Here is a 23445-nt window from a genome sequence, read left to right as displayed (position 1 = left end):
CCTTAGCCTTTAACCAACAAAAGTTGATCGGCAATTGGCCCAAGGACAAGAACTGGCATAAATTGTAATAAGGTAAGCAACACCACAATCGTGATCAGCGTTAAGGCAAAAGTTGGAGTTTCAACTTGGAGGCTACCTGCTGTTTCAGGCGCTTTCCTTTTTGCAGCTAATCGCGTAGCAATCATTAATGGTAAAATTAATGTCGGGAAACGTCCTAAAAGAAGAGCGATACTACAAGTGACGTTCCACCATACGGTGTTATCTCCAAGGCCTTCAAAACCTGAGCCGTTGTTGGCAAATGCGGAGACATATTCATAAAATACTTGGCTAATGCCATGAGGTCCCGGATTGCTGATGCCTGATAGACTAGGAATGCTGAGGGTTAATGCAGTAAAGGCAAGAATAATGAGAGGTTGAATCAAGATAATAATCGCGAGTAACTTAATTTCTGCGGCTTCAATCTTGCGCCCAAACAACTCAGGGGTACGACCTGTCATTAAACCAGCAATAAATACTGCAAGTAATAGATAAATCATAAACTGTTGCAGACCACAGCCTACGCCGCCCCAAATGGCATTAATCAGCATATTAATGAGTTCAACCAGACCGGTAAGCGGCGCAGAAGAATCATGCATCATATTGACCGAACCATTATTCACTTGAGTTGTGACAGCTGCCCAAACCGCTGATGCGGCTGGTCCAAATCGTTGCTCTTTACCTTCCATTACGGCAAGTTGAGATGCTGTAGATGACATACTCTCAGACCAGACAGCAGCTGCACCTGAAATAACCGACATAAAAAGCATGCTACCAAAGACAAAGTAAGCAAACTTTTTACGCTGGGTAAAATGCCCCACCATAAAAATCACGGTAAGTGGAATGAGTAAAATCGCAATCATTTCTAGCAAATTAGAAAGTGGTGTTGGGTTTTCTAAAGGCACAGAACTATTTGGACCGTACCATCCACCACCGTTACTACCCAATTGCTTAATAGCCACCATCGGTGCGACTGGCCCTAAAGGAATTTTTTGAGTTTCTACAGTGTTGGCTTTATCAATAAGCTGTACTTCTGGCCCGCCTTGAAAAGTTGCTGGGACACCTTGGCTATTGAGCAATAATGACCAGACAAAACAGAGTGGAAGCAAAAAGCGTACTGTAGGGCGAATTACATCTGCCCAATAGTTACCAATTAAAATTTGATCTGGTTGCTCGGCAACATCGGCTGCAATATGGCTTGGGCGCTGATAAAAGAAAGCTCTTAAGGTCGCGACAACCAAAGCCAACCCCATCATGGGTGTAATGACTTGCAGGCCCACAATACCTGTCATTTGCGACAAATAAGATAACTGAGCCTGACCAGAATAATGCTGTTGGTTGGTGTTTGTTAAAAATGAAATAACAGTGTGTAGCGCTAAATCCCAACTCATATTTGGTGCATGATTTGGGTTTAATGGTAGCCATGCTTGCGTCATAAAAATAGCAAGAATAGCCACTGCAAGAAAAATACAGCTAACAACAAATGCTAGAGAATATTGTTTCCAGTTCATTTGTTGTTGTGGAGATACACCTAACAAGCGGTAAACAGGATTTTCAATCCAACGAAATAATCCATCACCCCACATCGGCTGATTTGCCATCACTTTGGATAGATATTTACTGAGACACCATGCTAGAAAAATAGCAATAAATAAAACAAGTATAAGTTCTAACATGGCTATTCTCCTCTAAATCCCATGGCTTGACTTGCCAAACTGGAAATAAGGAGAAATAAAGAAATATCATTTTTTTTAAGTCCGCATAAGACAATGCCAGACTGATGCAAGATGCGCATTTGAGAATTTATAAGCATCTTTATTGTCCTGAAATAACACTAATTTAGTGAATTTCAGTATCGGTAAAATGCTCGTAAATTCTCTATTGAGGAACTCAAAGCCCGCGTAAAATTTGCGTAAAATATAGAGTAAAAGACGTTAAACTTTAAAATTGACTACCGGATAAAGTACTGCTTTAGACTTTAGGGTTTCACAATTCCATAATTCATATAAAGGAATTTTTACGTCTAGTGCCAAAGGTAATTTTTTAGAATTAAATTGCATATGGTCGAGATCAGTTCCCCATGCAATCAAATCTACATCTAAAGAAATATGATGTGATGGACGAATACGCCCTGTGTCTGATTCAAGTTTTTTTAAGAAAGCTTCGATTTCTGAAGGATTTAAAGAACTTTTTAATAGACATGCTGAATTCCAGTAATCATCTCCAATGCCATCTCGGCATGGAATTTGATAAACCGATGAAAACTGCACTTTCCCCAATGTTGCCAATTGCATATAAGCAAAAGTAAAGTGTTGTTCTGCGTCTAAATTACTCGCTAGAGCGAGCGCAAAAATTATTTCTGGTGCGTTCAAGACGAATTCCTACAGCATTAGCTTCTGCAATGATGGCGGGCTTACGGATGGTAATGGTAATTTTTTCAATCGTTGGGAAAGTTTCGAACAAACATTCCAAAACTAGATGTGCTGCATGTTCGATTAATTCGGGCTTGGCTTGTTGAATAGTTTGAGCCGATAACTCACAAATCTGTGCATAATTGAGTGTATCTTCAAGTTTGTCAGACTGTGCAGCTCGGCTCAAATCATTATGGATGGTTAAATCCAACATTAAAGGTTGAATGATTTGTCTTTCCCAGTTAAAACAGCCAATGACCGTTTCAACTTTCAAGCCTTCAATAATAATGGCATCCATAAATTTAAACTGACCTTAGTGCTTTAACAAAGAAGCAGGTTCCATATTTTGAACCATTTTCAAACGTTGGTCTGCATAAATATCGGTATATGGTGCGAGTACGCGCATAAAACGATCGAAATAAAGCATTTGCTTAAATAATAAAGCAAAATCTCGAGGGAATTTAATACCGTGGCGCTCACCAACACCCACCATATCCATCATAATGTCGTTTAAATCGGCAGGATTGGTAGACAGAATTTGCTGTGGATCAGCCATTAATACGCCATTAAATAAACGCTCCAAATCTTGTGCCAATACATCCACATCAACTTTGTTATGCGTCATGCCCATTTTCAGCATGTTTTCCGCCATCGCTTTATAATCAGTTTTTTGCAATGCATCCATAAAGGCCATACACGCTGTCCAGACTTCTGGCTTTAACTGTCCCACAATACCAAAATCAATAAAACCAATTCGGCCATCTTCGAGCAGCATTAGATTTCCAGCATGTAAGTCTGCATGGAAACTCTTACACAACATCAAACTGCCGAACCATGTATTCATTGCAGTAATCAGCACTTGTGATGGATCTTTGGCGTATTGTTTCACCACACTAAAATCTGTCAAAGACACACCATATAGACGTTGCATGGTTAAAACGCGGCGTGTAGAAAATTGATGATAAACCTTAGGTGCAGTCGCAGCGTGGTTCTGAGAAACATTCAAATATTCAATAAAGTCATCTAGATTTTGTGCTTCTTCAATAAAATCAACTTCACGCACCATACGACTTTTGATTTCATCGACAATTTCAGAAAGTGCAGCAAATTTGATTTTAGGTACTGCACGCTCAAGCAATTTAGCAGCCCAATGCACGACACTTAAGTCAGTATATAAAATTGTTTCTACACCCGGCTTTTGTACTTTAATAACGACATCTTCGCCTGTAGTCAGTTTAGCTGCATGAACCTGAGCAATTGAAGCAGAAGCTAATGGTTTTTCATCAATATAGCTAAAAATCTGACTTAAATCGCGCCCTTCAAACTCAGAGTCAAGTACACCTTGAATATAACTAAATGGCAGTGTTGGTGTCTGGTCTAAACAACCTTGAAATTCTTCTACATATTCTCGCGGGAAAAGCGATGGAGTACTCGCAATAAACTGACCAAGTTTGATGTAAGTCGAGCCAAGAGATTCAAAAGTTTCCCGCATGAGTTTGGCATTACTTGGTTTTTCAGTTGCGTATTTAATCCCAGCTTTAGCGGCAACCACTGCTGTTTCACCAATACGGGCGACAGAACGTAGCCCATCAAACAAAATATTTTTTTTCATATTTCTTCAAAACCAAATCATTCAGGTTGAGTGTAGCAAATTTTATTTCATTTACTGATTAAGTTGCCTGACAAACTGGGCAATTTATATCTTTATCAAAATTAACAATGCGTTGTGTCATGTTTAAGCCATCCCACAATAATAGTTTCTGTTTTAAAGGGGTTGAATTGAGCCCTAGATAGAGCAAAGTGTGATGTGCTTGTAATGACGCTATCATTATAGGAGTAGTCGCAAGTACCCCAGATTCCGCACAGCGTAGGCCTTCATTGCTATGCTGTTCTTTAGGAAATAAACATTCATAACAAGCTGAATCACCTTCAACCATAAACATTTGTGCCTGAAAACCAATTGCTGAAGCACTAATTAATGCGACCTGATGCTTTTTACAAGCAGCATTTACTAAATAACGTGTTGTAAAGTTATCACACCCATCCAATACCACATCTTGGTGTTCAACAAGTCTATCAATGTTATGTTCATCTAAACGTTCGTTATAGTATTCAACGCAGATATAAGGGTTAATTTTCTGTAACCGCTTTGCTAGAACTTCAGCTTTATAGCGTCCAATATCTTCATGACCAAATGCAATTTGACGTTGTAAGTTACTTATCTCAATGGTATCGGCATCAATGAGTGTAATTTTCCCAACCCCTGCTCGTGCTAGTAGCTCTGCACTACTACAACCTATTCCACCAGCCCCAACAATCAGCACATTGGCAAGTTTGAGTTTTTCCTGAGCTTCTATATCCCATCCATCAAGTAAAATCTGACGGCTATAGAGATGCATTTCTTCATCACTTAACTCTACAAAATCGATATCTTGAAGCTCGGTCACGCGTTAATCCTTTCACTTAGAAGCCAAATGATTTTATGACTAAGTCAGGCATTAGGAAAGGTATAAAATAAAAACGGCATTTTATTCTTTAAACTTTTATCCACCACATTACTTCTCTCAAGCTTTCTGCAACAATAGAAATATCTATTTTCTTTATTACTTAGGCTAAATATGTCCCAATCATATATTGCACCTGTAGAGTTAGAAAAAGCTTACCGTTTGTTAAATCATGGCCCAACTGTACTTGTCTCTGCTCAGCATGGAGATGACCGAAATGTAATGGCAGCCGCTTGGGCATGTGCATTAGAACTCACCCCTGCCAAAGTAAGCGTTGTTCTCGACAAAAGTACTAAAACCCGTCAGCTTGTTGAACAAAATGGTTATTTCACCCTACAAGTTCCCTGCTATGCGCAGCTCGATATGACCCATCAACTTGGTACAATTAGCAAATTAGATGATCCGCAAAAACTAGAACATTGTGGTGTTGAACTTTTTTATCAAGAAAGTCTTACCAGCCCATTAGTATCTGGTTGCATCGCATGGCTCGTGTGTAAACTTATTCCCGAACCTCACAATCAATCTGCTCATGACTTATTTATTGGTTCTGTTGTAGGTGCATGGGCAGATAGCCGTGTTTTTAAAGATGGGCACTGGCACTTTCAAGATGCACCAAAAGAACTTCGAAGCTTGCACTATATTGCTGGCGGAACGTTTTATTTAATTGGTGAGCAAGTTATAGCTCAGCTTTAATCATCAAAATATAGTCTTATTTAACTTTCTAAAGTGTATTGAATCGAATTAAAACGAGAAAATTTCGATTGCAAAAAACCGCATGGTATTTGCGGTTTCTTGCAGCATTAACACTTAAACTAAATATCTTTATTGTTTAAATTTGGGTAACTTCACGAGCAATCACTAAACTTTGAATATCGGAAGCACCTTCATAAATCTGGCTCACCCGAACATCACGATAAATTCGCTCTACCTGAAAATCACTCACATAGCCACCATGAATCTTTTAATTCCTGAGCAGGAAATTCATAGGTTTTATCTCGATGAGCAGCTGTAGGTTTTAACTGATTTTGCGAATAATCACGCATCATCTCCTGAACCATACTTTGTTCAGCACTTAAAATCATTTCAACGTCCTTATTTTTACTATTTTGCTGCCATACGAATTGCACCATCCAAACGGATGACTTCACCATTTAAATATGAATTTTCAGCAATATGCCCAACTAAACGAGCAAACTCTTCTGGCTTTCCTAAACGAGACGGATACGGCACCATTTGTCCTAAAGCATCCTGAACATTTTGTGGCATACCTTTAAGCATCGGAGTTTCCATAATTCCCGGTGCAATCGTCATAATTCGAATGCCATGTCGCGCAAGCTCACGAGCAATTGGCAATGTCATGGCAACAATAGCGCCTTTAGATGCTGAATAAGCTGCCTGACCAATTTGACCATCAAATGCCGCAACTGAGGCTGTGTTTACAATTACACCTCGGTCCTCGTCCCCTGCTTCAACTGTGTTTTTACTCATCACATCTGCTGCAAAGCGCAGCATGTTAAATGTACCGGTGACATTAATTTGCAGAGTCTTTGAAAATAGCCCCAAATCATGGACACCTTCACGGCCCACAACTTTTGCAGAAGGACCAATACCAGCACAGTTAACTAAGCCATGCAAACGACCATGCTTGGCCAATACATCCTTAAAGAACTGTTCAGCAGTTTGCTCATCGGTTACATCAAGCTTTACAAAGTCAGCTTTTGATCCTAATTGTTTTGCTTGCTGTTCACCTGCTTCTACATTCATGTCTACCAATGTGACAGAGGCACCTTGTTGTACCAAATATTCAGCTGTTGCAGCACCCAGACCAGAGCCACCACCTGTAATTACGAAATGTTTCCCTTGAATTTTCATTATGTAACGTCCTATAGAAATGTTCTTTAAACTTAGTAGTGAGAGTAAAAGTTGTTGTTTTCCGATACAATTTCAAAAAGCCTCAAAATGTTTGCAGCTTTTGATCAATCCAAATTTTAAATATGAAATATTTCACTTGAAATATATAAAGAAAATATGAGTCTTTGACATGGTTGTCCAATCTTCTTTAAGTAAAGGAACTATTTCGATTGCACTGGTACATGAAGCACTGGGTGCTGCTTATGCCAAAGGGCTAAATACTCAACTAATTCTAAATAAAGCGGGAATTCCTGCCGAATTACTGATGTCTCCCAAGGCACGTGTGCCTGTTACGACATATGCGCAACTGTGGATAGAACTTGCCAATGCCATGAACGATGAGTTTTTTGGTATGGATAGCCACCCTATGCGTCGTGGTAGCTATAAATTACTCGCTAAACTCGTCAGTACGGCGGAAACTTTAGAAAAGGCGCTTTACGATATTTTGAAATTTTTTAATTTTATTTTAGATGATCTACAGGGTGAATTAATTCGGGACCAGCAAAAAGCCTATTTGCTCATTCGTGATCGTGAACAACCCAAACGCATGTTTACCTACGCGACTTTTTTAATGTTGGTGCATGGGCTCATGTGCTGGTTGGTGGATCAAAGAATTGGCTTGAATAATATATCGCTACGTTGTCCTAAGCCCCAAGATATTCAGGACTATTTAGTACGTTTTGGTGAAGACATAAAATTTAATGCTGAGATAAATCAAGTTGAATTCGATGCTCACTATTTAGATATTAAAATTAAAAAAGATAAAAAGGCACTTTATGATTTCTTAGAACAAACTCCGCAAAATCTTTTAGTCCGCTTTAAAAATGAAAATGCACTGAGCCTTCTTATTCGTCGTCATTTATTGAAACTTCATCCTGCTCAATGGCCCGAACTTAAAGATGTTGCGCAACAGCTCAATATTTCTGAAGCTACAGTTCAACGCCGACTGAAGCATGAAGGCGTCAGCTACCAGCAAATTAAAAATGAAATTCGCTGTGATATTGCTGTTGAACGTTTAAGTAAAACCAACGATTCAATTCAAGATATTAGTGAAGACTTAAGCTTCCAAGATCCAAGCGCGTTTCACCGTGCCTTTAAAAAATGGACTGGCGTCAGCCCAGGCGCTTATCGAAATAATTTAACTTCACACAAGCAATAATATAAATATCACAAGCTTAAAAAATAATGCTTAAGCTTATGATATTTATATCTTCTAAATTCAATATTTCAGATAAGCACATTACTTTAAATTCAACAATCAATATAAAAACAGTGAGTTATAATTTTATCTAAACTTTTATCTCTCAATCTGATTTATAAATCAAAATAACTAAGTTCGTAAGCCATCAAACACATGGAAGGATGATCTATTATTTATTCCGGTTCTATTTTTATTATGTCTTTAAAATCAAAATTATCTCTATCAAAGACTTTGTTGGCATCAACATTGGGGCTTGTATTTGTTTCATCTGTATTTGTTTCATCTGCATTTGCAGCAGTTCCAACCACACTTAAACTTGATTATGCTTACTATGCACCAACCAGTTTAGTCGTAAAAGATCAAAAACTTCTTGAGAAAGCACTTCCAAATACTCAAATTAAATGGGTTTTTAGCCAAGGCAGTAACCGTTCGCTAGAATATCTCAACAGCAATAGCATCGATTTTGCGTCTACCGCTGGGTTAGCAGCTGTATTAAGTCGAGCGAATGGCAGCCCAATTAAAACTGTTTATGTACAAAGCCAGCCAGAATGGACCGCTCTTGTGGTAGCAAAAGACTCACCAATTAAAAATCTAAAAGACTTAAAAGGTAAGAAAATTGCAGCAACCAAAGGCACAGATCCGTTTTTATTTACCTTACAGGCACTAGACACAGTAGGCTTAAGTAAACGCGATGTACAACTGGTTCATTTACAACATCCTGACGGAAAAACTGCTTTAGAACGTGGTCAAGTAGATGCTTGGGCTGGGCTTGATCCGTTAATGGCTGCGGCTCAAATTCAGTCAGGCGCCAAATTACTTTATCGTAATGTTGGATTTAACAGCTATAGCGTACTGAGTGTTAAAGAAGATTTTGCAAAGCAAAGTCCTGAAGCGGTTGAAGCAGTGATTAAAGCCTATGAACAAGCCCGAAAATGGGCAAAAGCTAATCCTGATAAAGTGGCAGCACTTTTAGCTCAAGAATCAAAACTTCCCCTACCTGTGGCTAAACTACAATTGAGCCGAACCAACTTTGATCAAAGCATTCCATCGGCAACTCAAGCACAAGCACTGAAACGTTCGGGGAAAATTTTGACAGAAGAAGACTTGGTCAGAAAAGGCACCAACGTCAATCAAGTGGTTGACCAGTTGTTAGACCCACGTTTTGCTCAAAAAGTCGTGAAATAATATATGAGTGATTCATTTAACAAAGCTGAGCTAAATCACTTCTTAGCTCAGCAAGCTTTAAAATCTCAAAAAAAGCATTTAAACAATAAATTTACACGTTGGTTTAAAGCACTGCTCATTCCCGTAATCTTTTTAGTGGGTTGTGAGTTCTTAGTCAGAAATGGCTACATCGATTCTTATTTACTACCCGCGCCAAGTAGTTTGTGGCAATCTTTTTTGGATTTAGCTCACAGTGATCTTTTTGCCCATATTTATATTAGTACATGGCGTGTTTTAGTAGGTTTCATTGTAGGGAGTGGTTTAGGGTTAATTTTTGCAATTTGGGTTGGATTAAGTAAAGAAGCCGAAGCGTATTTGGAACCAACTTTTTCAGCAATTAAATCAATTCCCAGTCTTGCATGGATTCCTTTGTTATTACTTTGGTTAGGAATTGATGAAGGTTCTAAAATTACGCTGATTGCAATCGGTGCTTTTTTTCCAACCTATACCAATACAGTTGCAGCGATTCATAACCTCGATAAAAAACTGATTGAAGTTGGAAAAGTTTATCGGCTTAATGCTTTTCAGCGTATTGTATCTATTATTTTGCCGGCAGCATCTCCAGGAATTTTAACCGGTTTACGCAACAGCTTAAGCTTATCGTGGATGTTTATGATTGCAGCTGAACTGATTGCAGCCACTCAAGGAATCGGTTATTTACTCAGTGATGGTCGAGAAACATCCCGCCCTGATATTGTCATTATTGCAATTATTTTATTGGCCCTATTGGGTAAAGTAACCGATAGCTTAATGAAACTTATAGAAAACTGGTTATTACGTTGGCGCGATACGCTACAAAAATAACTTTAAATCCAGCATGCCAAAGTGACTCGATCATTTTGGCCGTAATCTTGAATGGTTTTAATTTCACTAAAACCATGCTCAGCAAATATATTTCGAACAGCCTGTCCCTGATCATAACCATGTTCAAGAACAATCCAGCCTTGTGGTTTTAACCAATTTTTTCCTTGGACAATAATAATTTCAATATCAGCTAGACCCTGCTGATCTGCGACCAATGCACGGCGTGGTTCTGTTGCCAATGCCTGCATGTGTTCATCTTCAGGGTCAATGTATGGCGGATTAGAAACAATTAAATCAAATTGCTGTTTGTCTAAAGCATCAAACCAAGCACCACAAGCAAATTTCACTTGTTGTAATCCATGGGTTTGCGCATTTTCTTTTGCAACGTCTAAAGTAGGTGCATAAATATCAGTTGCCGTTACTTGCCAATCTGGGCGTTCACTCGCTAATGCAAGTGCAATCGCACCTGTGCCCGTTCCCAAATCAACAATATTCGCATTCTTTGGCAAATTTAGATTTAAAACGGTTTCAACCAAAACCTCAGTATCAGGTCGTGGCACTAAAGTATCGGAAGTCACTTTTAAGTCGAGTGTCCAAAATGGCTGTGAACCTGTTACATAAGCTAAAGGCTCACCATTTTGAATACGCTCAAGCCCAGCCAAGTAGTCTTGCTCTTGTTGAACTGTTAACTCTTGCTCAAGTTTAAACTTTAATTCAAGCGAATTGATTTTTAGAAAATGCTCAAGTAACCAAGCATTTTCCTGACGTTCATAACTGTCAGGCTCACCACGAATTGCAAGCGCTTGAGCAATGTTCATTAGCCGCCATTTTCCTGTGCAAGCATTGCAAGCTGATCTGCTTGATATTCACGATGCAAGCTATCAAGTAATTCAGTTAAATCACCTTCCATAATGGCATCTAACTTATATAAAGTTAGGTTAATACGGTGATCAGTCATACGACCTTGAGGGTAGTTATAAGTACGGATACGTTCAGAACGGTCACCAGAACCCACTAAGTCACGACGCATTTCAGAAGTCGCTGCATCTGCCGCCGCACGTTTCGCATTTTCTAAACGTGAAACTAATAATGCCATCGCTTTGGCTTTGTTTTTATGTTGTGAACGTTCTTCTTGGCATTCAACAACTGTACCTGTTGGAATGTGGGTAATACGTACCGCCGAATCCGTTTTGTTAATGTGCTGACCACCTGCACCAGATGCACGGTAAGTATCAATACGCAAATCTGCTGGGTTAATCTCGACATTTGTATCGACATCAATTTCAGGCAAGATCGCAACTGTACAAGCCGATGTATGTACACGACCTTGTGACTCAGTTGCAGGCACACGTTGCACACGATGCGCACCACTTTCAAATTTTAAGCGACCATATACTCCATCACCGTCCACACGGCAAATGACTTCTTTAAAGCCACCATGCTCACCTTCATTTTCAGAAAGTACTTCTATACGCCAATTTTGTGTCTCGGCATATTTACTATACATGCGGAATAAGTCACCAGAGAAAATTGCAGCCTCATCGCCACCCGTTCCGGCGCGAATTTCTAAATAAGCTGCATTAGAATCATTTGGATCTTTTGGAATCATCAAAATATTGAGCTGGCTTTCTAACTCTCCAAGCAACGCTTTATTCGCTTGAATTTCTTCTTCTGCCATATCTTTAAAGTCAGGGTCAGACTTCATCAATTCAGCAGTTTCAATATCTTCTTCTGCTTGACGGTATTTGCCCCAAACTTCGGTAATTTCAGATAAATCACTATGTTCACGAGACAATTTACGGAAACGTTTGTTATCGGAAATCACTTCCACATCTGCAAGCAACGCGGTAAGTTCTTCATGTCGATCACAGAGTTGATCAAGTCGTAAACGGAGTGACGCTTTCATAAGAGGAAATATCTCAAAAGTCCAAAAAGCTTATCGAACGCTATGTAAATATAGAAGATAAGCAAAATCGTAAAAATAGCGCATAGTTTACAGATTATGCCGCTCAAATGACATATATAATCAGCCAATTCATCAACTTTCACAGTAAGTGGCAACTTATAAAAATAATGATTTCAGATGAGATTTATTTACTCGCCTATAATTTAGCTTTTTTATAGAAATTAATACGTCACCTTTTTACCCAATAAGGCAATAGAGGCTTTATTCATAAAACCTCTTTACCATCTCTATTTATTTTAATTTTTCTAATAATGTTTTACCCACCAGAACAGCCGAGGCCGGATTTTGTCCTGTAATAAGTTCACGATCCACCACAATATTTTGAGTCCAAGCATTTGTATTACTTTGATATTCACCCCCAATTAACTGTAATGCCGTTTGTGGATAGAACTTCATTTCACCACCTTTTAATAAAGCCTTCGCTTGCTCTTCCTCTTGGTTACTAATCACAGTCATCCGATAATTTTTATAAATCCACTCACCAGTTTTTACAGTTTTGCCTTGCTCAAGTTGCTTAACGACTTCAGAAGCATTAGGTAACGTTGACATCAACGCAATAGGGCCATGGCAAACCAGAGCTGTAGGTTTTTTAGCTTTATGAAAAGCTGTCAAAACTTTCCCAAGTTGTTTATCTTTTAATAGATCTTGCATGGGTGCATGCCCACCTGGAATATAAATGGCATCGAATTGATCAACCCCAATTTGCTCAATACGAGACAGACTCAAAACTGGAGAGGCTTGAGGCGATGTTAACTTTAGATCATGCAATAAACCTGCATATTGCTTTAATGCTTTTTCATCTTGGTTAAAGTACATCGCACTATTTGATGACTCATCTAGTGTTGGAGCTTTGCCTTTTGGCGTAGCAAAAGTTACGGTGTGCCCCGCATCTAAAAGCATTTTTGTAGGTTGCATTAACTCATTTAAATAAAAACCAGTTTTAAAAATATGACCATTTTTTAGCTCTAGCTGTCCTTCATCAGACAATACAACTAATACATGAGCGGCATTTGCACTTAATGCTGCTGAAGCGGTAACTACTGCAAGCATTATTTTATTTAGAGATTTCATCATTCAACCTTCATTCCAGCCTTGTGCTGGATTTATAACTAGGATGGATATATTCTATTTTTGCCAATAAGGTAGATAAATAACCACATTTACAAATCTTTTTTGCGTTTGAGGACAAAATGTCTCGTCAATTTGACCATCTTGCCGATGTTGAAGTGTTTTTAATTGTGGCTGAAAAGCTTTCTATTAGTGCTGCTGCAATTTAGTTGTCCACAACGCCTTCAGTCATTAGTAGAACAATTACACGGCTAGAGAAAAAGTTGGGTATCCAGTTTTTTAGAAGAACTACTCGACATTTGAGCTTGACGGAAGCAGGCCAACTTTATTACGAAAAAATGCAGCATGCTTTTCAGTTAATCGACCATGCAGAACGTGTGGTTCAAGGTGATCAACTGCAAATTTCTGGAAAAATCAAATTAAGCGTTCCTACAACTTATGGACACTATCGCTTACCACCCTTATTAGAAAAATTTCTTTTGCAATATCCAGACATTCAAATTGAGATCAGCATCTCTAACCGAAATGTTGATTTAATTGCTGAAGGTTTTGATTTAGCTATTCGCCAAGGCCATCTTCCTAATAGCTCTCTTGTGGCAAGACCGCTAGAACTTGCCCCGCTTCAACTTGTTGCTTCACCTAATTATTTAAAACGTATGGGTATTCCCCAAACTTTGGAAGACTTAAATCATCACCAATGTATTGCCTTTGAATTACCAAGTAGTGGCAAGATAACCCCATGGTTCTTTAAAAATGGTGATCACCAAATTCAGTGGACACCAACAAATCGGATTTTAGTAAAAGAAGATATTTTAGGCTTAGTTTCTCTTGCTGAAAGTGGATTAGGGATATGCCAAAGTTATAGCTTTATTGTTAATGAAAAAATTCAACAACGAAAATTACAACCTTTACTCGAGGATTATGCAGGTCACACACGTCCGTTCTCTTTACTGTACGCACAACATAAACATATGTCTTCTGCCACCAGAGCTTTGATCAATTTCCTATGTTCAGATCACGAGTAATGAACTCATTAAAACTAAATGAGACTCATGTTTATCTATATGAGTATTAAACATTCTATTTTAATAGAAAACATACAAACCTGACACTAAACTACAATAATGAATTGATGGTTCTCCATATTTTAAGAAACGTGTTTTGTTACATTTGCCGTAACAAAAGATTAGGGTCCTGCTGCTAAGGACACGGAGTAAAAAATGAAATTAAATGCTTGGTTATGTAGCGCTGTTTTAGCAACTTCTATGGTTACCGTAGCTCATGCTGACAATACAACACATGTAGCAGCCGCTTCTGCTTTAGGTAGTGTCGCTGGTACTGCAATTGGTAAAAGCATGGGTGGTACATCTGGCGCAACAATTGGTGCTGCTTTAGGTGGTGCTGGTGGTGCAGCAGTTGCAAGTGACCGTCGTCACCGCACAGAATCTGCAATTGGTGGTGGTTTAGGTGGTGGTGCTGGCTATACTGTTGGTAAAAGTATGGGTGGTACAAACGGTGGATACATCGGTGCTGCTTTAGGTGCGGCAGGTGGTGGTGCTTTAGGTAATAAAATTTCTAAAGACCGCGATTATGACCGATCTTCTAAACACTGGAAGAAAAAACACCGTCGCCATCACTAATCAAATTTGATGAAACGTCACTAAGCACCTTCGGGTGCTTTTTTATTAGGACCAACAAATATTCACCACCTCTCTTTTGCTCAGGATTTATCCACAAATTAATAGAAACAATACAAACAGACACAAAACTAGCGTATCGCCTTTGGGGTTCTCCATAATTATCACGAAATTTTTGATTACATTTATCTCAAGATAAAAATACTGTCCTTCTTAGTAAAAAGGACATGGAGCTGCAAGATGAAAATGAATATTTGGTTAGCTAGTGCATTAATTGCAACATCGTCTATGGTGACAGTTGCACATGCAGATAATGGTACCCGTGTTGCTGCAACCTCTGCGTTAGGTAGTGTTGTGGGTACTGCAATTGGTAAAAGCATGGGTGGTACAACAGGCGCAACAATTGGTGCTGCTTTAGGTGGTGCTGGTGGTGCAGCCGCAGCGAGTGACCGTCGCAATCGTACCGAAGCTGCCCTGGGTGGTGCTTTAGGTGGTGGCGCTGGTTATACAGTCGGTAAAAACATGGGCGGTACCAACGGTGGTTACATCGGTGCTGCGGTAGGTGCTGCGGGTGGTTCAGCGCTAGGTCGTAAAGTTTCTGAAGATCGTGACTACAATGATCGCTATGATCGTGGTAGTCGTTATGATCGAGATGATCGTAGATATGACGATGGTGACCGTCGTTACTATAGTAAAGGTGGCCATCGCCGTCATGACAATGGTTTACATCGCGGCTGGTACAAAAACCGCTAATTCATATATGAATCAAAAGAGCACCTTCGGGTGCTTTTTTATTGAGAGATAAAACCTAATATCGAAAAAAAACGATATACATTAATCCCTATATATCGTAGTATTTCGATATACCCTTATTCGAGAATATCGCATGCGATCACTTCAAGATACCAAGTTTTCAATTTTGGAACTTGCTCCTATTCGTAATGATAAAACCATCGAATTTTCGTTACGTCACGCATTAGAATTAGCACAACATGCAGAGAAACTAGGTTATGAACGTTTCTGGCTTGCAGAACATCACAACATGGATGGAATCGCGAGCTCTGCTACGGCTGTCTTACTCGGTTTTATTGCAGCACATACACAGCATATTCGCTTAGGTTCAGGCGGGATTATGCTTCCTAACCATGCTCCTTTAGTTGTCGCAGAACAATTTGGAACACTTGCTACTTTATATCCAAATCGTATTGAACTAGGTTTAGGCCGTGCTCCTGGTACAGATCAACTCACCATGCGAGCTTTACGTCGTGGGCATCAAGAAACAGAAGATCAATTTCCAAAAGATGTTGTCGAAATCCTAAGATATTTTGATGTACCTCAAGCAGGACAAAAGATTATTGCAACTCCAGGGCAAAATACACATGTTCCTGTTTGGTTACTTGGATCTAGCCTTTTTAGTGCGCAATTGGCTGCAAAACTTGGTCTACCCTACTCATTTGCGTCGCATTTTGCACCACGTATGCTAGGCCAAGCCATCCAACTCTATCGTGAGAACTTTGAGCCTTCTGAGTACTTAGATAAACCGTATGTTTCAATGGGTGTACCTGTTGTTGTAGCAGAGACTGATGAAGAAGCACAGTTTTTAGCAACAAGTGCATACCAACGTGTATTAGGCTTAATTCGTGGTGAAAGCTTAAAGCTGAAACCACCAGTTGAATCAATGCAGGGACTATGGAATACAGCAGAACAGCTTTCTGTAGAAAACTTCTATGCAATGGCACAAATTGGCTCGGTTGAGAATGTTCGCACTGGTTTACAAAAGCTTTTAACGACATACGATGTTGATGAGTTTATTTTTACATGTGATATATACGACACAACGAAGCGTCTAGATAGTTTTACGCAACTCATGAATGTAAAAACAGAACATTAAAACTCGACTTGGTTTTCCCATACTTGAATTGATTTCGAGTATGGGATGACCATCTATCTGAAAAGACTTTACCCCAACTTCCTGCTTGGTTATTTATATTAAAACGATAAAAACATCATGATTGAAAAACCAAAAGGACTTTTGGAAAATGAGTATTAATATTAAAAATAACACTTCAAAATCAGTAATTTTTCAAAATACGGCTCAAGATTTTGAAGACTTTGCTGGTCAAGTTATTCCGTCAACCTCAATTAAAGAGTTTGATTTTTCACATTCATCTGTCGCGATTATTGGTACAAATCAAGATACTGTGACCCATCTTGAAAAAATCTGCCAACAAGCAAAATTTGTGACTGTATTTCAAATTACACCTCACTTTATTTTGCCCCATAGTCAAATGGGCACACACAAGTTAATTACGCATCCACTCATTATTAAAAACCGGAGATTATTTAACAATCGTGTAAAAAGTCTTTTGGCCTTACGTTTTCTTGAGACTCAAGTAAATGAAACATGGCTTAAACGCCTTTTAACACCCAATACTGCAACGACTAAAAAAGTATTTTTTAAATCTGATAGTTATTATGCTGCACTCCAAAAATCTAACTGTAAATTACAAACTTGGCCCATTGTTAAAGTTACCAATACATCAATTCACAGCATGGATGGTATAGAACAACCTGTCGATATTATTATTAGAATAACGGCATAAAAATAAAAAGCATGGTTTTAAACCATGCTTTTTCTCATTTACTCATATTTTTGCAAATTGCCGTGATCATCGTAATGCAAAATAATGCGTTGTTTCTTTTGCAATTCACTCAAGATCTCGGGACTAACCGAAAATTGGGCAGCTAGCAGTTCAACAGAACTATTCGGTGCTTTAGCGCGTCGGTCTTCACCCCTGAACCTAATCCAGTTATAACTCGCCCACAAAATTAAAATGAGCGCGCTAATCCCGATGAGTAATGCTAAATGAAGTAAGGTCTTAACTTCTGATAAATGATCGACCCAGACATAATCATAAATTAGGTGCCCTTCAAAAACCCATAAGAACAGTGAAACCAATGGAAATAGCAACCACATCAAACAAAACCAACCAATGGTTTGTAAGGTATAGTTTGCTGTTTTATTTTTGACGTATTCCGGCTGGTCAATATATTCAGGGATATCTAAAGGCTCTATATCCTTGTTTTCTTCAGGTTTCATGGGTTATCTCCACGGAAGCCTCGGTCTGGGCTCACCCAGCGAGCACGTTTTTTAGTGTTAAATAAAGTTTTTGGTACCGCAACAACACTTGTAAATAAAGTAAGTAGCCAGAAAAACAACGGGTACCAGATTACCCAGAAATAGTTTCTAAAGAAGCGACCTCGATCATAACGCTGATCAATCCACAAACTCACCAAAAACTGTATCAGACATGTTCCGCCTAATATTACACCGTACCACTGCGGCATCAGTGTTTTGATCTGCCATTGCAAAGGTAATTCAATAAATAATCCCGCAAAAAACAGAGTGAATATCAGAATCATGACATAAGACCAGATAATACTCACAAGAGCTTCAAGCATCACTGGCCACATACGACGTACGCGTAATTTGAACATTTGTGGAATATATTCTAAAAGAACCTCTACCCCACCTTGTGCCCAGCGAAGGCGTTGTTTCCATAGGCCTTTAAATGTCTCAGGCATATAGATATAGCAAAGCGCTTGTGGAATATACTGAATATCCCAATGGTCCAGCTGTAACTTCCATGAAATATCAATATCTTCAGTAATTTTATCGTCTGACCAAAACCCGACGCGAACGAGCGCTGTTTTACGGAATGCTGCAATCACACCAGACACTGTAAAAATACGACCATATGTACGCTGTGCACGTTTAATTAAACCAATAATCGAAGAAAACTCGCCAACCTGTAATTTTCCTAAAATACTAGATCGGTTTAAAATGCGTGGATTACCGGTTACAGCGCCAATTCTCGGAAAGTTAATAAATGGTTGCATTAACCAAAGTACCGCATGCGGATGTAACAATGCATCGCCATCAATACAAACAAGATATTCGTATTTACTAACCAGCACTCCCGATCTTAAAGCTACAGCTTTACCCTGATTTTCTGCTAAGTGCACCACACGAAGTCGTGAATCTTGTGCTGCCAATTCATCAAGGATTTCAGCTGTTCTATCACTACTTCCATCATTGACGGCAATCACTTCAAAATTAGGATATTTAGTTTGCAGTGCATAACGAATGGTTTGTCGTACCTGAGCTTCTTCGTTAAAACACGGAATAATGATACTGCACCCTTCACTGGTTGGTTCAGGAAGCGTTTGTTCGCGGTATTCCCTTTTAAAAAAGAACCAAAGTCCTCCTACCATCCATGTCCAAGCCATGAGTAAAGGGTATAAAAAGGCAAAAGCAAATAGAATATCGAGTAATACTCTCATTACTTTTTCCCCTCTACTAATCCAGCAAAAGGCTGATACATGACAGGGCTATAATTCAAACTAAGTGGATTATATAAATACTGATGTACTTCTTTTGATTTTTCAAAACTATAGCCATCAATCCCGAATTTCTGAATCCCTGTTCGCTGAATCGAAAAAAGCCCTTGCTGTACTTCTTCCCAAATCGTCTTTGAAGCATTTTCTGGCAACACTAAAGTCAGCATAATTCTTTGCTTATCTTTTTCATCAAGCGTGTTTAAAAGTGCTAATAACTGATTAAATTGCTTTTCCTTACCAATCATATCGAACTTTAAATTGACTAAATCATGTTGCGATAAAAGTGTTTTTAAAAGCGCTGGTAGATTTTCTACATGATCTAAATCAGGAGTAAGCAATAAAATAAACTGCCCTTGGTTACTCATATTTAAATAAGGCTTTACAGCTTTTTTGGTAAGTTGGCTAAGTTGAGCAAGATGTTTTGATTGTTCAATACAGCTATTCTCTTGAGCGGTTACTGCTTGCATTTCGCAATTTAAAGATGTGCCCGCATTAAGCTGAATACCACTTAAATTACTATTTAAGCGTGCAATATCTTTAGCCAAATCTACTGCTAAAAATGGCTTATCTTTCTGAGGATAAGCAGGTAACTCTAATATTACCGCTTGACCCGCACGAGTTTGAGCCTGCCATAAACTACGGTTTAAAATATCTTGTTGAACAGGCATTTTATCTGTAGGGAAATAAGCAACATCATATTGCCCATCTCCATCTTTGTCTTGCAAAGGTTTTAAGATTAAAGCATTGTTTTTTAAGCTATACAGTTTTGATAATAGCTGCCCTAATTTTTCATCTGTTTGGGTGTTTTGTGGGGCTGCTAACTGCTTTAAATCCATACTCACAAAGTGACGAGGCTGTTTAAATAAATCTGACTCTTCGAAGTTCAGAATATTTAACATGCCTTCAGTGAGCTGCTCAGCTGTAGGGTTATTTATAACCAAGCTTCGTTTAAACGTTGAATCACTCACCCGATTCATACCATCACGCCCCAAACTGAAAGAAAATTCAAAGCCTGCCTGCTGCGCTAGTTTTTCCAATTGCTCATTCACGGCACCATAAGGCCAAATAATTGCTTTGGGACTAACACCGACTTCTTTTTTCAAAACGGCGTAGGATTTTTTCAAATCTTGCAAAATACGTTGTTGATATTCTGCATCTGTTTCATAACGAGACTGCGATTTTAAATATGCATAAGAAGTCGCAGCAGGTTGCTCATTGCCTTGAGGATTAGCCAATATGCCATGATGTAAATCATCACTATGACTTGCAAACTCAGCTAAACCTGACGCTTGCATTTCGCGCACTTGAGCCCAGTTCATCAAGTTACCCTGACCATAAGCTTCATAACCTGCCTGTGTATTGCCATTTATCCAACTGGTCGGAAGAGCAAAAACTGCCGGAATCTGATATTGCTTAAGTAATGGAAATACTCGGCTATAACTACTCAAAGCTCCATCATCAAAAGTAAGTAGAATAGAGTTATGGGGTAATTCTTTACCTTGCTTACGAGCTTCCTCAATGTCTTTTAAACGAATCGGCTTCCAGTCAGATTGACTCAGCCAATCTAGAAACTGTGCCAGATTATTGGTCTGAATTGCATAAACATCTCTGTCACCTTCCTTTAACACATCATCTCGCACATCATGAAAAGTTAAAGAAACCGTATGATTTTTTGGTAGTTCAGTTTCAATGCGCGCATGAGAAAATTGTACGGTTAATAATGTTGAAGCAAACACACAGCTCAACATTTTTGACATCATATTATTCATTAAAAACGCCCTTCAAATCCGAAAATACCATAGGTATGCTGTTCATCATGACCATCGTATGGGTGATATTGCCAACCAATTCCATAATTAAGTTGCCAAGTCCGCGAGAGCTGCCATTGATGCTGATATTGCAGAGAGTATGTTGGTCTAGCCGAGTAATCTGCTTGTTTATAGAGTCCCACTCCAGCTTCAAAATGCTGCTTAAATGAGCGCTCATATTCTCGCCAAGTTACCCAGTCATGACTTAAATTTAACTCAGCACTGTAATGGTTACTGGGACTAAAGTAGGCAGTCTGATCTTGGCTATTGCTGCCATAAAATCCACGAACGGTCCCATAGGTAATATGGTGCGGCGCATCAAATAATCGTTCGCGCCAAAAAGTCGAAAATTCTTGTTGTTTATTACCATCACTAATATCAGTTAGACCATAACTCGCCCCAATCTGACGTGACTCATCTTTTTGCCATGTCAAAGCAGCACGGTAAGCCTGACCATCTTCACCGGCATCAATTGCTTGTAATGGAATATTAGCTTGGCTATCATATTGCAATTGATACTGCCAGTGGTCATTTAACCATTGCGACCAATCAAGACGAACACCTGCTTGCCCACCATCTGTACTTTGCGACAAAATCGCCGACAACGCCTTACGGTTTGCTTGCCACTCAGCACCGACACCATAACGTTGGTCATGCACATCACCAAAACGGTACTCTCCGTAACGATCTTGATGCCACGCAAATAGGCGATAATTATCTTTGATCCATGGGCTATTAAGACGAGTTTCCATTTCACGGTCTTTTAAACCATTCTGACCACTCACAGAATCGCTACTACTATCTGCCTTACTTTGTCCCCAAGTAGTTGAGTGAGAAATTGTCGGTCTATTGCGGTCATCTAATTCTTTCCGACTTTTAATTACTCCACCATCTTCAGGGTAATATGCCAAAAGGCTTTCAGTATTTTTACCCCATTCCGGAATATCCCCTAAAGCCTGAGCATTTTGCATCTGGTTAATTCGGGTGTCTTTGGAAATTGGTGTTAAACCATTTAAACGAGAAATAGTTTGCTTGGACTGTAGAGGTTTATCTCTCCAACGCTCAACACGAGCCAGATTATTAATTAGACCTTCATTGGCAGGTGCAAGATCTACTTGTTTTTGAAAATGCTTTTCTGCTTGGTTAAGATGGTTTGCATAAGCTAAGTGCATACCCTGTAAAGTAATATAGTCATCACGGTCGGGATGACTTGTTTTGTCTACCCCTTTTGCCTGACTATATTTATACATCGGAACAAGTCGATCAACCTCACTCAAAAATTGTTCAGCTTGTTTATATTTTTCTTGTTCAATATATGAATAGTACAGTCCAGTATATACCGTCATATCTGGATAGTTTTTTTCAGTAAGCAAGGTTTTAAAGGCAAATTCAGCTTGCTGTGGCTGTCTTTCAGCTAAATAACTATCAGCTATTGCATGACGAATATAGGCAGGTAGTTTTTCTAAAGGTATATTTAATTTAGTAAATTGATCCAGGACTGTACGAGTACGCCCACGGAAATCTAACGCATATATATAGTCATAATGGAATCTTAAATAATTAGGATCTGACGGTTGAATCAAAGGCTGCATTTGCTCGCCTTGCTTCAACACAGCATCAAGCTCAGCAAAGCCTTCGCTATCTGACATGCCTTCTCGATTTAGATATTTATAACGAGCAATTGCATTATTTACACGTTGAGAAAACTCACTGACTTGTAGCCAGTGTTGTAACGATTCTGTTTGAGCATTTTTATCGCTGGCAAGCAATAACTGCTGAGCCTTGTTATAAGCCCCCACAGCCGCTAAGTCATAACTGTATTCTTGTAAAACTGTAAAAGACTTGGGCTGCTGCTTATATGCTTGTTCAATTGCAGATAAAGCATCTACAGGTAAATTGATAAGACGATAGGCGTAAGCTATTTGCACAAGCTGATCAGTCTTCAGATTTTTACTATTAATTTTTGCTAACTGTGCTTTGGCTTTTACAACATCTTGAGCTTCAGCGTATAAAACCGCTAACAAAATCTGCCCATCAAGTGTTTTTTGAATATTAAATTTATTCGACCAATCAATCGCATTTTTAAAATGTTTAAAATCACGAAAATTACGTATTAAAGGTAGCTGTCCATATTCTGGAAAAATAACCGGATTAATATTTGCTAAATGCTGAGAAAAAGTTACTAGATCTTTTTTTTCATTTGACATTACAACTAAATAATCAGCTAGCAATTTTTGATCATGCGGATAGGTTTTTAGCAATTGATCCAGTTGAAATATTGCTTGGTGAGTTTGTCCAGTTTTATAAGTGTGAATAGCCTGCTCTCTCAATTCATCCACTTGAGCAGCATATAAATTGAGAGGCAAGATGTATACCAATGAAAAAACACATTTTTTTAGCATTTTGATAATCGGATAGTCCCATATCGAGGTGGGGAAGTATAATTAAAAATATATAAATAATCACACAACACC

The 23445-nt window shown here is 38.8% G+C and carries 21 protein-coding genes and 3 pseudogenes; 9 read left to right on the top strand and 15 right to left on the bottom strand.

What is annotated here, in order from left to right; all coding sequences use genetic code 11:
• Window positions 1-2 precede the first annotated feature (2 nt).
• The 5 genes from kdpA to ACB088_RS04120 all read right to left on the bottom strand — a co-directional run bounded on the left by kdpA (window position 3) and on the right by ACB088_RS04120 (window position 4894).
• The gene (kdpA, locus tag ACB088_RS04140) at window positions 3-1712 is read right to left on the bottom strand and encodes a potassium-transporting ATPase subunit KdpA (protein ID WP_375038087.1); all 1710 of its coding nucleotides are present in this window, start codon (window positions 1710-1712) and stop codon (window positions 3-5) included.
• 258 nt (window positions 1713-1970) lie between these two features.
• Window positions 1971-2408, bottom strand: a complete 438-nt coding sequence (locus ACB088_RS04135; RefSeq protein ID WP_375038086.1) for a 2-amino-4-hydroxy-6-hydroxymethyldihydropteridine diphosphokinase — start codon at window positions 2406-2408, stop codon at window positions 1971-1973.
• The gene (folB, locus tag ACB088_RS04130; RefSeq protein WP_004643300.1) at window positions 2365-2745 is read right to left on the bottom strand and encodes a dihydroneopterin aldolase; all 381 of its coding nucleotides are present in this window, start codon (window positions 2743-2745) and stop codon (window positions 2365-2367) included. Before folB ends, ACB088_RS04135 begins: the two co-directional genes overlap by 44 nt.
• 15 nt (window positions 2746-2760) lie before the next feature.
• The gene (locus ACB088_RS04125) at window positions 2761-4059 is read right to left on the bottom strand and encodes an AarF/ABC1/UbiB kinase family protein (RefSeq protein ID WP_017388091.1); all 1299 of its coding nucleotides are present in this window, start codon (window positions 4057-4059) and stop codon (window positions 2761-2763) included.
• A gap of 58 nt (window positions 4060-4117) precedes the next feature.
• Complete coding sequence (locus tag ACB088_RS04120) at window positions 4118-4894, bottom strand: ThiF family adenylyltransferase (RefSeq protein ID WP_375038085.1); 777 nt, start codon at window positions 4892-4894, stop codon at window positions 4118-4120.
• Window positions 4895-5065: 171 nt separating this feature from the next.
• Here ACB088_RS04120 and ACB088_RS04115 point away from each other — a divergent pair, with 171 nt between their 5' ends.
• Complete coding sequence (locus ACB088_RS04115; RefSeq protein WP_375038084.1) at window positions 5066-5644, top strand: flavin reductase family protein; 579 nt, start codon at window positions 5066-5068, stop codon at window positions 5642-5644.
• Between the two features lie 136 nt (window positions 5645-5780).
• Here the strand turns inward: ACB088_RS04115 and ACB088_RS04110 are convergent.
• The 3 genes and pseudogenes from ACB088_RS04110 to ACB088_RS04100 form a co-directional block, all read right to left on the bottom strand.
• Window positions 5781-5912: pseudogene (locus ACB088_RS04110) on the bottom strand (acyl-CoA dehydrogenase family protein); the annotation flags it as partial.
• A pseudogene (locus ACB088_RS04105) lies at window positions 5908-6033 on the bottom strand (acyl-CoA dehydrogenase family protein); the annotation flags it as partial. The pseudogenes ACB088_RS04105 and ACB088_RS04110, both read right to left, overlap by 5 nt.
• A gap of 19 nt (window positions 6034-6052) precedes the next feature.
• Complete coding sequence (locus tag ACB088_RS04100) at window positions 6053-6823, bottom strand: 3-hydroxyacyl-CoA dehydrogenase (RefSeq protein WP_375038083.1); 771 nt, start codon at window positions 6821-6823, stop codon at window positions 6053-6055.
• A gap of 169 nt (window positions 6824-6992) precedes the next feature.
• On the opposite strand from ACB088_RS04100, the gene ACB088_RS04095 reads away from it, so the two are divergent.
• The 3 genes from ACB088_RS04095 to ACB088_RS04085 all read left to right on the top strand — a co-directional run bounded on the left by ACB088_RS04095 (window position 6993) and on the right by ACB088_RS04085 (window position 10091).
• Window positions 6993-8021 carry an AraC family transcriptional regulator gene (locus ACB088_RS04095; RefSeq protein WP_375038082.1) on the top strand — a complete coding sequence of 343 codons (1029 nt, stop codon included), beginning with the start codon at window positions 6993-6995 and terminating at the stop codon, window positions 8019-8021.
• A 237-nt stretch (window positions 8022-8258) separates the two neighbouring features.
• Window positions 8259-9248 (top strand): aliphatic sulfonate ABC transporter substrate-binding protein, encoded by a 990-nt coding sequence (locus tag ACB088_RS04090; RefSeq protein WP_375038081.1) that lies wholly within the window; start codon window positions 8259-8261, stop codon window positions 9246-9248.
• A 3-nt stretch (window positions 9249-9251) separates the two neighbouring features.
• Window positions 9252-10091, top strand: coding sequence for an ABC transporter permease (locus ACB088_RS04085; protein ID WP_375038080.1), 840 nt, complete (start codon window positions 9252-9254; stop codon window positions 10089-10091).
• 2 nt (window positions 10092-10093) lie between these two features.
• Here ACB088_RS04085 and prmC read toward each other — a convergent pair whose 3' ends face one another.
• The 3 genes from prmC to ACB088_RS04070 form a co-directional block, all read right to left on the bottom strand.
• A complete protein-coding gene (prmC, locus tag ACB088_RS04080; protein WP_375038079.1) occupies window positions 10094-10909 on the bottom strand; it encodes a peptide chain release factor N(5)-glutamine methyltransferase in 816 nt (271 codons plus the stop codon).
• Window positions 10909-11997 carry a peptide chain release factor 1 gene (gene prfA, locus ACB088_RS04075; protein WP_003652455.1) on the bottom strand — a complete coding sequence of 363 codons (1089 nt, stop codon included), beginning with the start codon at window positions 11995-11997 and terminating at the stop codon, window positions 10909-10911. Before prfA ends, prmC begins: the two co-directional genes overlap by 1 nt.
• 291 nt (window positions 11998-12288) lie before the next feature.
• Window positions 12289-13128, bottom strand: coding sequence for a type 1 glutamine amidotransferase domain-containing protein (locus tag ACB088_RS04070; protein ID WP_375038770.1), 840 nt, complete (start codon window positions 13126-13128; stop codon window positions 12289-12291).
• A gap of 119 nt (window positions 13129-13247) precedes the next feature.
• Between ACB088_RS04070 and ACB088_RS04065 the strand changes: the two are divergent.
• From ACB088_RS04065 to ACB088_RS04045, 5 genes and pseudogenes are all read left to right on the top strand, one after another.
• A pseudogene (locus ACB088_RS04065) lies at window positions 13248-14150 on the top strand (LysR family transcriptional regulator).
• Between the two features lie 195 nt (window positions 14151-14345).
• Window positions 14346-14765 carry a glycine zipper domain-containing protein gene (locus ACB088_RS04060; RefSeq protein ID WP_004791486.1) on the top strand — a complete coding sequence of 140 codons (420 nt, stop codon included), beginning with the start codon at window positions 14346-14348 and terminating at the stop codon, window positions 14763-14765.
• A gap of 237 nt (window positions 14766-15002) precedes the next feature.
• Window positions 15003-15515 (top strand): hypothetical protein, encoded by a 513-nt coding sequence (locus tag ACB088_RS04055; protein ID WP_092706769.1) that lies wholly within the window; start codon window positions 15003-15005, stop codon window positions 15513-15515.
• Window positions 15516-15648: 133 nt separating this feature from the next.
• On the top strand, window positions 15649-16653 hold the full coding sequence (locus tag ACB088_RS04050; protein ID WP_375038078.1) for an LLM class flavin-dependent oxidoreductase: 1005 nt from the start codon (window positions 15649-15651) through the stop codon (window positions 16651-16653).
• A gap of 148 nt (window positions 16654-16801) precedes the next feature.
• A complete protein-coding gene (locus ACB088_RS04045) occupies window positions 16802-17365 on the top strand; it encodes a flavoprotein (RefSeq protein ID WP_375038077.1) in 564 nt (187 codons plus the stop codon).
• A gap of 38 nt (window positions 17366-17403) precedes the next feature.
• On the opposite strand, the gene pgaD is transcribed toward ACB088_RS04045, so the two are convergent.
• From pgaD to pgaA, 4 genes are read right to left on the bottom strand one after another with little or no spacing between them, the layout of a single operon-like run.
• Complete coding sequence (gene pgaD, locus ACB088_RS04040) at window positions 17404-17862, bottom strand: poly-beta-1,6-N-acetyl-D-glucosamine biosynthesis protein PgaD (protein WP_375038076.1); 459 nt, start codon at window positions 17860-17862, stop codon at window positions 17404-17406.
• Window positions 17859-19106, bottom strand: a complete 1248-nt coding sequence (pgaC, locus tag ACB088_RS04035) for a poly-beta-1,6-N-acetyl-D-glucosamine synthase (RefSeq protein WP_375038075.1) — start codon at window positions 19104-19106, stop codon at window positions 17859-17861. Before pgaC ends, pgaD begins: the two co-directional genes overlap by 4 nt.
• Entirely contained in the window at window positions 19106-20932 is a 1827-nt protein-coding gene (gene pgaB, locus ACB088_RS04030) for a poly-beta-1,6-N-acetyl-D-glucosamine N-deacetylase PgaB (protein WP_375038074.1), read from the bottom strand. Before pgaB ends, pgaC begins: the two co-directional genes overlap by 1 nt.
• Window positions 20932-23373 carry a poly-beta-1,6 N-acetyl-D-glucosamine export porin PgaA gene (pgaA, locus tag ACB088_RS04025; protein WP_375038073.1) on the bottom strand — a complete coding sequence of 814 codons (2442 nt, stop codon included), beginning with the start codon at window positions 23371-23373 and terminating at the stop codon, window positions 20932-20934. Before pgaA ends, pgaB begins: the two co-directional genes overlap by 1 nt.
• Window positions 23374-23445 lie beyond the last annotated feature (72 nt).

Source organism: Acinetobacter sp. RW6, assembly GCF_041956835.1.
GTDB lineage: Bacteria > Pseudomonadota > Gammaproteobacteria > Pseudomonadales > Moraxellaceae > Acinetobacter > Acinetobacter calcoaceticus.
Note: the sequence above shows the minus strand (reverse complement) of the source record. Positions and strands in the feature narration are given on the sequence as shown.

What these genes read in the sequence shown, in the direction of transcription:
- pgaC (WP_375038075.1), bottom strand. Translation starts at nt 19,106, where the DNA reads ATGAGAGTATTACTCGATATTCTATTTGCTTTTGCCTTTTTATACCCT.
- ACB088_RS04090 (WP_375038081.1), top strand. Translation starts at nt 8,259, where the DNA reads ATGTCTTTAAAATCAAAATTATCTCTATCAAAGACTTTGTTGGCATCA.
- pgaD (WP_375038076.1), bottom strand. Translation starts at nt 17,862, where the DNA reads ATGAAACCTGAAGAAAACAAGGATATAGAGCCTTTAGATATCCCTGAA.
- prmC (WP_375038079.1), bottom strand. Translation starts at nt 10,909, where the DNA reads ATGAACATTGCTCAAGCGCTTGCAATTCGTGGTGAGCCTGACAGTTAT.
- pgaB (WP_375038074.1), bottom strand. Translation starts at nt 20,932, where the DNA reads ATGAATAATATGATGTCAAAAATGTTGAGCTGTGTGTTTGCTTCAACA.
- kdpA (WP_375038087.1), bottom strand. Translation starts at nt 1,712, where the DNA reads ATGTTAGAACTTATACTTGTTTTATTTATTGCTATTTTTCTAGCATGG.
- folB (WP_004643300.1), bottom strand. Translation starts at nt 2,745, where the DNA reads ATGGATGCCATTATTATTGAAGGCTTGAAAGTTGAAACGGTCATTGGC.
- ACB088_RS04060 (WP_004791486.1), top strand. Translation starts at nt 14,346, where the DNA reads ATGAAATTAAATGCTTGGTTATGTAGCGCTGTTTTAGCAACTTCTATG.
- ACB088_RS04100 (WP_375038083.1), bottom strand. Translation starts at nt 6,823, where the DNA reads ATGAAAATTCAAGGGAAACATTTCGTAATTACAGGTGGTGGCTCTGGT.
- ACB088_RS04070 (WP_375038770.1), bottom strand. Translation starts at nt 13,128, where the DNA reads ATGAAATCTCTAAATAAAATAATGCTTGCAGTAGTTACCGCTTCAGCA.
- ACB088_RS04125 (WP_017388091.1), bottom strand. Translation starts at nt 4,059, where the DNA reads ATGAAAAAAAATATTTTGTTTGATGGGCTACGTTCTGTCGCCCGTATT.
- ACB088_RS04085 (WP_375038080.1), top strand. Translation starts at nt 9,252, where the DNA reads ATGAGTGATTCATTTAACAAAGCTGAGCTAAATCACTTCTTAGCTCAG.
- ACB088_RS04045 (WP_375038077.1), top strand. Translation starts at nt 16,802, where the DNA reads ATGAGTATTAATATTAAAAATAACACTTCAAAATCAGTAATTTTTCAA.
- ACB088_RS04095 (WP_375038082.1), top strand. Translation starts at nt 6,993, where the DNA reads ATGGTTGTCCAATCTTCTTTAAGTAAAGGAACTATTTCGATTGCACTG.
- pgaA (WP_375038073.1), bottom strand. Translation starts at nt 23,373, where the DNA reads ATGCTAAAAAAATGTGTTTTTTCATTGGTATACATCTTGCCTCTCAAT.
- ACB088_RS04115 (WP_375038084.1), top strand. Translation starts at nt 5,066, where the DNA reads ATGTCCCAATCATATATTGCACCTGTAGAGTTAGAAAAAGCTTACCGT.
- ACB088_RS04055 (WP_092706769.1), top strand. Translation starts at nt 15,003, where the DNA reads ATGAAAATGAATATTTGGTTAGCTAGTGCATTAATTGCAACATCGTCT.
- ACB088_RS04050 (WP_375038078.1), top strand. Translation starts at nt 15,649, where the DNA reads ATGCGATCACTTCAAGATACCAAGTTTTCAATTTTGGAACTTGCTCCT.
- prfA (WP_003652455.1), bottom strand. Translation starts at nt 11,997, where the DNA reads ATGAAAGCGTCACTCCGTTTACGACTTGATCAACTCTGTGATCGACAT.